Origin of the sequence: Bordetella bronchiseptica (assembly GCF_900636925.1) — a bacterium.
In the GTDB taxonomy this organism is placed as follows: Bacteria; Pseudomonadota; Gammaproteobacteria; order Burkholderiales; family Burkholderiaceae_B; genus Bordetella; species Bordetella pertussis.
Genome location: NZ_LR134326.1, coordinates 2672451 through 2684573 on the forward strand (window position 1 = coordinate 2672451; position 12123 = coordinate 2684573).

The window sequence follows — 12123 nt, forward strand, 5'->3', positions numbered from 1 at the left end:
CCGCGACGGTGTTTCACGAATTGACCGCGCCGGCGGGCGCCACTGGCCGCGTCCATGGCGCCGGCGTCACATCTGTTTGTAAATTTTACATAGGGTGTGGCGCGGTCGCCGCGCCCTAGCCGCCGTGCTGCGCGTCTTCGCGCGCCAATCGCCGCAGGAAAACCTGCAATTCCTTGACCACTTGCTGGTCGCCGCGCGACTGCGCGGCCGCCAGTCCGCTTTCCCAGGCCTGGCGCGCGCCGGCGCGGTCGCCCTGTCCCTGCAGCGTCTTGCCCAGCCACTTCCAGGCGACCGAGTACGTGGGATCGAAATCGAGCGCCGCGCGCAGGTGCGGCAAGGCCGCGTCGAATTGTTCGTGTTCGGCGTAGGTCTTGCCCAGCGTGAAACGCAACAACATGTTGTCGGTACCCTGCGCCAGCATGGCTTCCAGGCGCTCGGTCATGGCTTGCATAAGGGCCTCTCCGGCAAAGGCGCCCCAGGGCGCCGCGTTCGTTCATGATAGGCCAGCTCCCGCCGCGACGCCCGCATGTCCGCGTTCCGACAGGGGAAAACCGTCTGTGTCGGTGCGTATCAAATCGATGTGCAGGGCGAATTATTCCGCCATAGTGCGATCCGATACCTGAACAATGCAGGAACCCACTGTGCCATCGATCGTGCTGTTTCCATCGTGGATGAAAGTCTGGCGCCGGCTGGCCTGCGCCGCCCTGCTGGCCGGCGCCGCCGCCAGCGCGCCGGCCGCGCCGGCCGCCGCGCAAGCCGCCCCGGCCGGCCCGCAACGCCTGGCCGCCCAGGTCGACCGCGTCAGCTGGGGCGTCACCCCCGCCGAACTGGCCCGCGCGCAGCGGCTGAGCTGGACCGTCTATCTGCAGGAGCAGTTGCGGCCGCGGCCGGCCGCGCTGCCGCCGGCGGTGCAGGCCCGGATCGACGCGCTGTCGATCACGCGCGTGCCGGCGCGCGACGCGCTGCTGGCGCAACGCGCGCGGACCGCGAAAATCCGCCAGATCGAAGACCCCGCCCGCAAGCTGGCGGCCTCGCGCGAGAACCGCATGGTGTCGCGCCAGCGCGCCAACGAAACCATGCAGCGCGCCGTCTGGCTGGCGCTTTATTCCCCCAACCAGTTGCAGGAGCAGATGACCTGGTTCTGGATGAACCACTTCAGCGTCTACGCCGGCAAGGCCAACGTCGGCACGGTGCTCGACGCCTACGAAGACCAGGCCATACGGCCGCATGCGCTGGGCAAGTTCCGCGACCTGCTGGCCGCCACCGCCCGTTCGCCCGCCATGCTGATCTACCTGGACAACATCCGCAACAGCGCCGGCCACATCAACGAGAACTACGCGCGCGAACTGCTGGAGCTGCACACCCTGGGCGTGCAAGGCGGCTACAGCCAGCGCGACGTGCAGGAACTGGCGCGCGTGCTCACGGGCGTGGGCCTGAACCAGACCGGCGAGGCGCCGCGCGTCAAGCCCGCACAGCGCGAGCAGCTGGTCGAAGACGGCCTGTTCCTGTTCGAACCGGGGCGCCATGACCACGGCGACAAGACCGTGCTGGGCCACACCATACGCGGCGGGCGCGGCCTGGCCGAACTGGACGAGGCGCTCGACCTGCTGGCGCGCCATCCCGCCACGGCCCGCCACGTCAGCCGCAAGCTGGCGCAGTACTTCGTGGCCGACCAGCCGCCCGATGCGCTGGTGCAGCGGATGGCGCGCGCGTTCCAGGGCAGCGACGGCGACATCGCCGCCACGCTGGCCGCCATGTTCGAGTCGCCCGAATTCGAGGCTTCGCTGGCGCGCGGAAAATTCAAGGACCCGGCCCACTACCTGTACTCGGCCCTGCGCCTGGCCTACGACGGCAGGGGACCGCTGCGCAATCCCGACGCCGCGCTGGACTGGCTCAAGCGCATGGGCCAGCCGCTCTACCAGCGGCTGACGCCGGACGGCTATCCCATGAACGAATCCGATTGGGCCGGTTCCGGACAGATGACCACGCGCTTCGAGGCGGCGCGCGCCATTGCCGCCGCGCCCGCGACCTTCTACCGCGCCGACCGCGACGACAGGCCGCGCGTGCCGCCCCTGCCGCCCCTGGTCCAGGCCTATGGCGCCGGCGCGGGGCCGTTCTCGGCGCTGTCGCCGGCCACGCGCCGCGCCATCGAATCGGCCCCCAACGTCCGCGACGCCAATACCTACCTGCTGGCCTCGCCGGAATTCATGCGCCGCTGAACGCCCGCATTCCAGGAATCGCCATGCACCGACGCCAACTGCTCAAACTGGCCGCCGCCGCCCCGCTCACCCTGTACGGCACCCGCCTGCTGGCCGCCGGCCCGCCCGACACCCGCCTGCTGGTGGTGTTCATGCGCGGCGCCTACGACGCCGCCAGCCTGCTCGTGCCCACGACCAGCGAGTTCTATTACGAGTCCCGTCCGCACATCGCCATTGCCCGCGACGCCGCCGCCGCGCTGTCCGACGGCTGGGCCCTGCACCCGGCCGTCAAGGACAGCCTGCTGCCGTTCTACCAACGCGGCGAGCTGGCCTTCGTTCCTTTCGCCGGCACCGACGACGCCAGCCGCAGCCACTTCGAGACCCAGAACCGCATCGAGCTGGGCCGCGCCGGCGGCAGCGGCGCCGCGCCCGCCTCCGGCTTTCTCAACCGGCTGGCCGCCCAGCTCGACGGCAAGGCCGGCAGGCCGGCGGCCTTCACCGAGGACGTGCCGCAGATCTTCCGCGGCCAGGCGCGCGTGCCCAATATCGACCTGGGCGGGGCCAAGCGCAAGTCGCGCCTGACGGCCGACAGCAGCAGCGCCATCGCCCAGATGTACCAGGGCACCGGCCTGGATGCCTCGGTCAACGAAGGCCTGGCCGCCATGGGCCAGGCGCGCGCCGCGCTGGAGGCCGAAATGCGCGAGGCCAACGGCGGTGCCGGCAGCACCGAGAAACTGGAGCAGGAGGCGCGCCGCATCGGCACTTTCATGGCCGAGCGCTACAACCTCGGCTTCGTGGACGTGGGCGGGTGGGATACCCACGTCGGCCAGGGCGCGGCCAACGGCGTGCTGGCCACCAAGCTGGGCCAGCTGGGACGCGCGCTGGCCGCCTACGCGCAGGCGATGGGCCCGGCCTGGCGCCATACCACCGTGGTCGTCATCAGCGAATTCGGCCGCACCCTGCGCGAGAACGGCAACAAGGGCACCGACCACGGCCATGGCAGCGTGTACTGGGTGCTGGGCGGCGGGGTGCGCGGCGGACGCATCGCCGGCGAGCAGGTGGCGGTCAAGCGCGACACCTTGTTCCAGGATCGCGACTACCCCGTGCTGACCGACTACCGCGCGCTGTTCGCGGGCCTGTTCGGCCGCCTGTATGGCCTCGACGCGCAACGCCTGCAGGCCGTGTTTCCGGGCGCGCGTCCGCTCGACCTCAAGCTGGTCTGACGCGCACGCCACGGACGGCGCGCTGGCGCTACACTGGCCACGCAGGCCGCTGCGGCCTGAACCGTCCCCCTGGAGAGCCTGCATGAACACCATGTACGACTTCAGCGCCCCCACCATAACGGGCGCGGAACGCGCGCTGGCCGATTTTCGCGGCCAGGTGGCGCTGGTGGTCAATGTCGCCTCGCGCTGCGGGTTCACGCCCCAGTACTCGGGCCTGGAAGAACTGTACCGCTCGTACCGCAACGAAGGCTTTGTCGTCCTGGGATTTCCGTGCAACCAGTTCGGGCGCCAGGAGCCGGGCGACGAGGCCGCCATCGCGCAGTTCTGCGAAACCCAGTACGCCATCAGCTTCCCGCTGTTCGCCAAGATCGACGTCAACGGCGCCCACGCCCACCCGCTGTACCGCTGGCTGAAGGCACGCAAGCCCGGCCTGCTGGGCACCCGCGCCATCAAATGGAATTTCACCAAATTCCTGGTCGGGCGCGACGGCCTGCCGCTGCGGCGCTACGCGCCCGCCCACACGCCCGAATCGCTGCGCCACGACATCGCGCGCGCCTGCGCCGCGCCCGGCCCGACGCCCTAGCGGCGCCCCTGCCCGACCCGCTGACGTGGACATGGCGCGCCCGCGCGGCGCGACCCGCTATCATGACGGCTGCCCGCCGGCTCCGCCCGGCATTCGCTCAGGACGCGCCATGATCGATCTCTACTACTGGACGACTCCCAACGGCCACAAGATCACGCTCTTTCTCGAAGAGACCGGCCTGCCTTACCGCATACACCCCGTCAACATCAGCAAGGGCGAGCAGTTCCAGCCGGAATTCCTGGCCATCGCGCCCAACAACCGCATCCCGGCCATCGTCGATCAGGCGCCGGCCGATGGCGGCGCGCCGATCCCGCTGTTCGAGTCCGGCGCCATCCTGCTGTACCTGGCCGAGAAGACCGGCCAACTCATCCCCGCCGACCTGCGCGGGCGCGCCGACGTGCTGCAGTGGCTGTTCTGGCAGATGGGCGGACTGGGCCCCATGGCCGGCCAGAACCACCACTTCTCGGCCTATGCGCCCGAGCGCATCCCCTACGCCATCGAGCGCTACGTCAAGGAAACCAACCGCCTGTATGGCGTGCTCGACCGCCAGCTGGCGCAGCGCGAGTTCGTCGCCGGCGACTACTCGATCGCCGACATGGCGGCCTATCCCTGGATCGTGCCGCACGAGCGCCAGGGCCAGGACCTGAACGAGTTTCCGAACCTCAAGCGCTGGTTCGAGGCCATCGGCGCCCGCCCGGCCACGCAGCGCGCCTACGCGCTGGCCGACCGGATCAACACCAAGCCGTCGGTCGACACCGAGGAGTCCCGCCGCGTGCTGTTCGGCCAGACCGCCGCCAACGTGCGCCGCTGAGCGAGGCCGCCATGACCGCCACGCTCAGCTTCCGCCGCGCCGCCGCGACCGACCTGCCGGCCATCATCGCGCTGCTGGCCGACGACGCCTTCGGCCAGCAGCGCGAAGACCCGACCATGCCGCCGCAGCCGGCCTATCTGGCGGCCTTCGGCGCCATCGACCGCGATCCCAACCAGTTCCTGGCGGTGGTCGAGCGCGCCGGCCAGATCATCGGCTGCCTGCAGCTCAGCTTCATTCCCGGGCTGTCGCGCCGCGGCCTGTGGCGCGGGCAGATCGAAAGCGTGCGGGTGGCGGCCAGCGAGCGCGGCGCGGGCACCGGCCGCGCGCTGTTCGAGTGGGCCATCGCCCAGTGCCGCGACAAGGGCTGCGGCCTGGTGCAGCTGACCACCGACAAGCAGCGCGCCGACGCCCGGCGCTTCTATGAATCCCTGGGTTTCAAGGCCACGCACGAGGGCATGAAACTGGACCTGGCATGAAAGGAATCCCGGCCATGCATGGCGAATACAAAGTTCCCGGCGGCAAGCTGGTCGTCATAGACCTGGAGGTCGCGCAGGGCCGCCTGCGCCAGGTGCGCCTGTCGGGCGACTTCTTCCTCGAGCCGCCCGAGGCGCTGGAGGCCATCAACCGCGGCCTGGACGGGCTGCCGGCCGACGCCGGCGCCGAAGGCATCGCGCAGGCCGTGCGCGCTGCATTGCCGGCCGAGGCCGAGCTGTTCGGCTTCAGCCCCGAGGCGGTGGCCGTGGTCGTGCAGAGGGCGCTGTCATGAACCGCACCGCCTGGACCGACTACGACTGGCAACTGATCCACCCGGGCCCGCTGCCGCCGGCGCTGCACATGGCGCTGGACGCCGCCATCACCGACGAGGTCGGCGCGGGCCAGCGTCCGCCCACGCTGCGCATCTGGGAATGGTCGCAGCCGGCCGTCATCATCGGGCGCTTCCAGTCGCTCAGGAACGAGGTGGACCCCGACGGCGCGCGCCGCCACGGCGTGACCGTGGTGCGCCGCGTCAGCGGCGGCGGCGCGATGTTCGTCGAGCCGGGCAACACCATCACCTATTCGCTGAGCGTGCCGCAGGCGCTGGTGGCCGGCATGAGCTTCCAGGAATCGTATGCCTTCCTGGATGCCTGGGTCATCCGCGCCCTCCACGAGCTGGGCATCAAGGCCTGGTACCAGCCGCTCAACGACATCGCCTCGGACGCGGGCAAGATCGGCGGCGCCGCCCAGGCGCGCCGCGCCGGCGCGGTGCTGCATCACGTCACCATGTCGTACGACATCGACGCCGACAAGATGGTCGAGGTGCTGCGCATCGGCCGCGAGAAGCTGTCCGACAAGGGCACGACCAGCGCCAGGAAGCGCGTGGACCCGCTGCGCAGCCAGACCGGCCTGGCTCGCGATACCATTATCGAACGCATGCTGCAGACCTTTGCCGGCATGTGCCGCCTGACGCCCGCCGAGATCGGCGCGGCCACCCTGCAGGCGGCGCAACGCCAGGCCGAGGAAAAATTCTCCAGCCCCGAATGGACTGCCCTCGTTCCCTGATGCCTTCCGCCCTCTTGGAGCAACGCCCATGAAGTACCGCGCGACCGCGCTGCCCCCGCCCCGCCTGAAACTGCTTTGCGCCGCCGGCGCGCTGGCCTTGCTGGCCGCCTGCGGCAGCGCGCCGCCGGCCGACATCACGCTGGCCGGCGCCGCTCCCGCCGCGGCCGGCGCCGAGCCGGCCACCATCGGCGACGTGCGCACCGAGCGCATCCAATGGGCCAGCGCCAAGCCGGGCTGCACCGGCGAATGCCCGCGCGTCGAGATCGACAGCGTGTCCTTCCCCGGCATCCCGGCCCTGAGCGAGCTGGTCGACCGCCAGCTGGCCGCCATGACCGGCGTGGACCAGAACCTGCGCGGCCGCTACCAGACGCTGTCCGAATACACGCAGTACTTCTGGAAAACCGCCCAGGCGCGCGACGCCACCTACTTCAAGGCCAGCGTCAAGGACGTGGTGGGCGACATCGTCGCCGTCGAGCTGGGCACCACCCAGTTCCTGACCGGCGCGGCGCACGGCATCCCCGCCACGCATTACCTGAACTGGCAACGCGGCCAGGGCCGCCCGCTGACGCTGGACGAGGTCCTGATCCCCAGCCGCAAGGCCGAGTATGTCGTCGCCATGCGCGAGGCACACCAGCGATGGCTGGCCGCCAACGAAGACGCGCAGCGCGACCGCGCCGCCTACGACCGCATGTGGCCGTTCCAGGAAACCACCAATTTCGCCCTCACCCGCCAGGGGCTGGTGGTCAAGTACGACGCCTATACCATCGCGCCGTATTCGCACGGACAGCCGGAAATCCTCATTCCCTACGAGCGCCTGCGCGGCGTTCTGCGCCCCGAGTTCATCCCGGCGGGCTGAGCGCCGGCGGCGGGCGCCGCCGAACAACGCGGCGCAAGGCCCGTTGTTCGCGCCTTTGCCGCGCGCCGGCCGCGCCTATCATGCGGCTGCCGCGCAGCGAGCGCCCCTCTACGACCGCACCGCCCATGACCGAATCCGCCCGTCCCACGCCCGCCACCATCCTGCTGTACACCGAGGAGCAGCGCGGCAACCAATGGGTCGAGTCCATCGTCGTGGGCATGCTTTCGGATATCTCGGGCGCCGACAAGCTGGTGGTCATCAAGGATCCGCACAGCGGCATCAAGTTCGTCTATCGCGTCGAACACGATTGCAACAACCTGGACGCGGCCGCCATCACCGAGCTCGACGAGACCCATTTCGACGGCAAGCGCACCACCGCCATCAACGGCATGAACTACCGGATGGGCAACCCCGACAGCGCCATGAAGCTGCTGCGCGCCAAGCCGCGCTGGATCCAGGACAAGGGCGCCGTGCTGTCGGTGCTGTTGCGCAACGCCGCCGCGCGCAGCACCAGCTTCGTCAGCCGCCGCATCGACCGCGAGCGCCTGACGCGCGTGCCGGCCGACGTGCCGGTCGAGCGCCTGCCCCAGCCCTGACCAACGCGGGCGCGCGCCCATTCCACGTTACAATTGCCGCCTGTCGCCACGGACGCCGCGCGCGGCCCGTCTGTATCCGTTCCCACCAGTGCGGCGCCTGCCCGGCGCCGTTCGCCGAACCCATACATGCCTTTCAAAGACCAGCTTTTTCTCGCCAGCCAGTATCTCGCTCCGCATCACCTGGTCTCGCGCCTGATGGGCCGCGTGGCGGATTGCCGCGCCCCCGAAATCAAGAACCGCATGATTGCGCGCTTCGTACGCCGCTACAACGTCGACATGAGCGAAGCCCTGGTCGAGGACCCGCTGGCCTACGCCAGCTTCAACGACTTCTTCACGCGCGCGCTCAAGCCGGACGCCCGCCCGCTGGACGACGAGCCCGGCGCGGCGCTGTGCCCGGCCGACGGCGCCATCAGCCAGATCGGCGCCATCGACAACGGCCGCATCTTCCAGGCCAAGGGCCACAGCTTCGGGCTGACCGACCTGCTGGGCGGCGACGCCGAGCGCGCCGCGCCGTTTGCCGGCGGCCAGTTCGCCACCATCTACCTGTCGCCGCGCGACTACCACCGCGTGCACATGCCCCTGGCCGGCACGCTGCGCGAAATGGTGCACGTGCCCGGCCGCCTGTTTTCCGTGAACCCGCTGACCGCGCGCAGCGTGCCGGAACTGTTCGCGCGCAACGAACGCGTGGCCTGCCTGTTCGACACCGAGCATGGCCCCATGGCGCTGGTGCTGGTCGGCGCCATGATCGTCGCGTCCATCGAAACCGTCTGGGCCGGCCTGGTGACGCCGCACAAGCGCCAGGTGCGCAGCGTCCGCTACGACGCCGCCGCCCGTGCGCCCATCCATCTGGACAAGGGCGCCGAAATGGGCCGCTTCAAGCTGGGCTCCACCGTCATCGTGCTGTTCGGCCCCAAGCGCTTGCGCTGGCTGGACCTGCCCTCGGTACGCGGGCCGGTACGGATGGGCGAAACCCTGGCATTGCCCGCCAGCACCGCCATTTCATTTCCAGAAAGCGAATAAACATCTCATAATAAATTCGCTTTATCGATACATGAGGGCTTGCTAGATTGCGGCCTGGCCATCGCCGCCGTTTCTGGAGCTCTCATGTCGTCTTCCGCACTGCCCCTGTCCGCCGCCTCCGCCGCCCGCGCCGCCGCCGTTCCCGCCTCGCTGCGCAAGCTGCTGTCGCTCAATGACTTCGAAGCGGCGGCGCGGCGCCGCCTGCCGCGGCCGATTTTCGGCTACGTGGCGGGCGCGGCCGAGGACAACCAGGCACACGACGACAACCGGCGCGCCTTCGCCGAATACGGATTCCTGCCGCGCGTGCTGGTGGACGTCTCGGCGCGCCATACGCGCACCGAGCTCTTCGGCCAGGAATGGGCCGCGCCCTTTGGCGTCGCCCCCATGGGCATCAGCGCCCTGTCGGCCTACCGCGGCGACATCGTGCTGGCCCGCGCGGCGCGCGCGGCGGGCATCCCCGCCATCATGAGCGGATCGTCGCTCATCCCGCTCGAGGAAGTGGCGCGCCAGGCGCCGGGCACCTGGTTCCAGGCCTACCTGCCCGGCGACCCCGCGCGCATCGACGCGCTGGTCGAGCGCGTGGCGCGCGCCGGCTACCGGACGCTGGTGCTGACCGTGGATATTCCAGTCTCGGCCAACCGCGAGAACAATGTGCGCACGGGCTTCTCCACCCCGCTCAAGCCTGGCCTGCGGCTGGCTTGGGACGGCCTGAGCCGCCCGCGCTGGCTGGCCGGCACCTTCCTGCGCACCCTGCTGGCGCACGGGATGCCGCATTTCGAGAACTCGTTCGCCACGCGCGGCGCGCCCATCCTGTCGGCCAACGTGCTGCGCGATTTCTCGGCGCGCGACCACCTGGACTGGAGCCATGTGCAGCGCATCCGCCGGTCCTGGCGCGGCGAGCTGGTCATCAAGGGCATCATGCATCCGCGCGACGCCGCCCTGGCGCGCGCCCATGGGGCCGACGGCATCATCGTCTCGAATCACGGCGGGCGCCAGCTCGATGGCGCCTGCGCGCCCCTGCGCGTGCTGCCCGACATCGCCGAGGCGGCCGGCGCCATGGCCGTCATGATGGACAGCGGCATCCGGCGCGGCGGCGACGTGCTCAAGGCGCTGGCGCTGGGGGCGCGCTTCGTGTTCCTGGGCCGGCCCTTCAACTATGCCGCCGCGGTGGGCGGCGAAGCCGGCGTGGCGCACGCCATCGGCCTGCTGCGCGAGGAGATCGACCGCAACATGGCCATGCTGGGCGTGACGCGCTGCACCGCCATGGCGCCCGGGCTGCTGCGCCGTCTGTAAGGCGCGGTCCCCTCACTCCCAGGGGAAGTCGATCAGTTCGCCATACAGGCGGCGCAGGGTCGCCTTGACCTCGGGCGAGGACTGGTAGATGCGGATGAAGGCCAGCAAGCGCGGATCCTGCGCCCGCTCGGGCGTGGCGACCCAGCGGATGGCGTAGCGGCGCACCGTCTCGGGGTCGGTGTTGTCGAATGCCAGCCCGTCCTTTTCGTCGATGCCCGCGTGCTTGGCGAAGGTGGTGTAGGTGACCGAGGCCGTTACGTCGTCGAAGGTGCGCGCCGACTGCGAGCCTTCCAGCTGCACCAGCTTGATGCGCCGCGGATTGTCGGTGACATCCTGCAGCGTGGCCTGGTGCCCGGCGCCGGGCTTGAGCCCGATCAGCCCGATCGAGGCCAGCAGCTGCAGCGCGCGCCCGGTATTGACCGGGTCGTTGGGCACGGCGATGGTCGCGCCCTGCGGGATGGCATCGCCTTTCTTCAGTTTCTTCGAGAACAGGCCGATGGTGGTGGAATAACCGTACGCGATCGGCGTGAGGTGCGTGCCCCGGCTGCGGTTGAACAATTGCAGGAAAGGCTCGTGCTGGAAGAAATTGGCGTCGATCGAGCCTTCGGCCGCGGCGATGTTGGGCATGACCCAGTCGTTGAACTCGATCAGCTTGACCTCCAGCCCCTGCGCCCGCGCCTGCGCGATGGCGATCTCGGTGGCCTCGTTGGCCACGCTGGCGATCACGCCTATGCGCAGCGGCGCCTGCTGGGCCGCGCCCGCGCCGGCCGCCGCGCACCACAGCGCCAGCGCGCCCAACCATTGCATCCAGCCGCTTCGAATCCGCATTGCCGCCTCGCCTTGCGCCAAAAATCCCATTGTGCCGCACGGGCCGCGCGGCCGGGCCGGTAGCCCTGCGCCCGGCAAGGGGATCAGGCTGCCGCGGGACGGGTACAGGACGTGGCGCCGCGGGGCATGGCCCTCACTGGCGCGGCCCGCCGGGCGCCAGGCGCGGATCGTAGATGAACTTCTCGCGCCGCGCCACCCGCACGCTCGCGGCATCGGGATGCTGCGGATTGATCAGCAGATTGCAGTCCGGCACCCCGCGGCACGGCACGATGGCGCTGGGCAGCTGCAGCAGGGCCGAGCCGTTGTCGCGCACCCAGGCGTCGCCGATGCGCTGCGACACTTCGGCAAACGGCACCGCGTCCCAGAAGGGATGGCGCTTGTGCAGCGCGTCGACCTCCAGGACCTGGCGCGCCTCGTACACCGCGCGCGGCACCACGATCTCGATCAGGTAACGGTTGGCCTGCGCGGTGGCCGGCGCGGCGAAATGCACCACGGTCTCCAGCACCGCCAGCGCCACGCAGGACGAGGTGTACACCACGGCGGTGCCCGGACTGTTGTAGCGCCCGCCCACCGCCGCCGCGCCGGCGCCGCTCAGGTCGTCGGCGCGGTACTTGCCCGCCGTGGTGGCGATGCGCCACAGCGATACATGGCTCAAGCGTAGACCCCGGCGGCGGCGCGGGCCAGGGTATCCTCGACGATGCGGCTGCTGGCGTCCGAGGTCAGCAGCGACAGCGGCTTGACGTTGCCCAGGGCGGGCACCGGCGTATTGAGCCATTGCACCGCTTCGGCGTCGCCGCCCAGCACCTGGCGCGCCACCTTGGTCACGCGCGCCACCCGCGCCAGGCGGTCCGACTCGCCCAGGGGCAGCGCCTGCCCGTCGCGCATCCAGCGCGACAGCGAGGCGGCCTTCACCTCGGTGATGGCCATGATCTCGGACTTGGGCACTTGCAGGTAATCGGCCGCGTCGTCGAGCAGGCGCGGCGACAGCCCGCGCTGCACGCCGTGCGCCATGGCGATCAAGGGACTGTCGACCAGGTCGGCGAAGGAATCGACGCGCGCCTCTTCCTCGAGGGCGCGCTTGCGCGCCGCCGGCGCGCGCCGCTTGGGCGCGCCCCGGGCGGGGCTTTTCTCGGCGATGGCAATGCTCATGGCGGCCTCCTGCACAGGACAGTTAAT

15 protein-coding genes are annotated in these 12123 nt (G+C 70.3%); 11 read left to right on the top strand and 4 right to left on the bottom strand.

Annotated features, from left to right (window positions below; genetic code table 11):
* Positions 1 to 115 precede the first annotated feature (115 nt).
* Positions 116 to 451, bottom strand: a complete 336-nt coding sequence (locus EL288_RS12495) for a tetratricopeptide repeat protein (RefSeq protein ID WP_003811313.1) — start codon at positions 449 to 451, stop codon at positions 116 to 118.
* A 175-nt stretch (positions 452 to 626) separates the two neighbouring features.
* Here EL288_RS12495 and EL288_RS12500 point away from each other — a divergent pair, with 175 nt between their 5' ends.
* The 11 genes from EL288_RS12500 (at position 627) to EL288_RS12550 (ending at position 10119) form a co-directional block, all read left to right on the top strand.
* Positions 627 to 2219: a DUF1800 domain-containing protein gene (locus EL288_RS12500; RefSeq protein ID WP_126621954.1), complete on the top strand. Its 1593-nt coding sequence runs from the start codon at positions 627 to 629 to the stop codon at positions 2217 to 2219.
* 23 nt (positions 2220 to 2242) lie between these two features.
* Positions 2243 to 3421, top strand: coding sequence for a DUF1501 domain-containing protein (locus EL288_RS12505; RefSeq protein ID WP_003811311.1), 1179 nt, complete (start codon positions 2243 to 2245; stop codon positions 3419 to 3421).
* Positions 3422 to 3503: 82 nt separating this feature from the next.
* Positions 3504 to 4004 carry a glutathione peroxidase gene (locus EL288_RS12510; protein ID WP_003811310.1) on the top strand — a complete coding sequence of 167 codons (501 nt, stop codon included), beginning with the start codon at positions 3504 to 3506 and terminating at the stop codon, positions 4002 to 4004.
* A gap of 109 nt (positions 4005 to 4113) precedes the next feature.
* On the top strand, positions 4114 to 4815 hold the full coding sequence (locus EL288_RS12515; RefSeq protein ID WP_033450941.1) for a glutathione binding-like protein: 702 nt from the start codon (positions 4114 to 4116) through the stop codon (positions 4813 to 4815).
* Between the two features lie 11 nt (positions 4816 to 4826).
* Entirely contained in the window at positions 4827 to 5291 is a 465-nt protein-coding gene (locus EL288_RS12520; protein WP_003811308.1) for a GNAT family N-acetyltransferase, read from the top strand.
* A 14-nt stretch (positions 5292 to 5305) separates the two neighbouring features.
* Positions 5306 to 5581 (top strand): hypothetical protein, encoded by a 276-nt coding sequence (locus EL288_RS24395; protein WP_023852802.1) that lies wholly within the window; start codon positions 5306 to 5308, stop codon positions 5579 to 5581.
* Positions 5578 to 6354 (top strand): lipoate--protein ligase family protein, encoded by a 777-nt coding sequence (locus tag EL288_RS12530; protein WP_003811306.1) that lies wholly within the window; start codon positions 5578 to 5580, stop codon positions 6352 to 6354. The genes EL288_RS24395 and EL288_RS12530 overlap by 4 nt, the downstream gene beginning before the upstream one ends.
* 28 nt (positions 6355 to 6382) lie before the next feature.
* On the top strand, positions 6383 to 7210 hold the full coding sequence (locus tag EL288_RS12535; protein ID WP_015039935.1) for an RsiV family protein: 828 nt from the start codon (positions 6383 to 6385) through the stop codon (positions 7208 to 7210).
* Positions 7211 to 7335: 125 nt separating this feature from the next.
* On the top strand, positions 7336 to 7806 hold the full coding sequence (locus tag EL288_RS12540; protein WP_003811304.1) for a hypothetical protein: 471 nt from the start codon (positions 7336 to 7338) through the stop codon (positions 7804 to 7806).
* A gap of 126 nt (positions 7807 to 7932) precedes the next feature.
* Positions 7933 to 8826: an archaetidylserine decarboxylase gene (asd, locus tag EL288_RS12545; RefSeq protein ID WP_003811301.1), complete on the top strand. Its 894-nt coding sequence runs from the start codon at positions 7933 to 7935 to the stop codon at positions 8824 to 8826.
* An 84-nt stretch (positions 8827 to 8910) separates the two neighbouring features.
* Complete coding sequence (locus EL288_RS12550; RefSeq protein ID WP_003811299.1) at positions 8911 to 10119, top strand: alpha-hydroxy acid oxidase; 1209 nt, start codon at positions 8911 to 8913, stop codon at positions 10117 to 10119.
* Positions 10120 to 10131: 12 nt separating this feature from the next.
* Here EL288_RS12550 and EL288_RS12555 read toward each other — a convergent pair whose 3' ends face one another.
* The 3 genes from EL288_RS12555 to EL288_RS12565 form a co-directional block, all read right to left on the bottom strand.
* A complete protein-coding gene (locus EL288_RS12555) occupies positions 10132 to 10947 on the bottom strand; it encodes a MetQ/NlpA family ABC transporter substrate-binding protein (protein WP_003811298.1) in 816 nt (271 codons plus the stop codon).
* A 133-nt stretch (positions 10948 to 11080) separates the two neighbouring features.
* Positions 11081 to 11602 (bottom strand): RES family NAD+ phosphorylase, encoded by a 522-nt coding sequence (locus EL288_RS12560; protein WP_010928806.1) that lies wholly within the window; start codon positions 11600 to 11602, stop codon positions 11081 to 11083.
* The gene (locus EL288_RS12565) at positions 11599 to 12096 is read right to left on the bottom strand and encodes a DUF2384 domain-containing protein (protein ID WP_003811295.1); all 498 of its coding nucleotides are present in this window, start codon (positions 12094 to 12096) and stop codon (positions 11599 to 11601) included. The genes EL288_RS12560 and EL288_RS12565 overlap by 4 nt, the downstream gene beginning before the upstream one ends.
* Positions 12097 to 12123 lie beyond the last annotated feature (27 nt).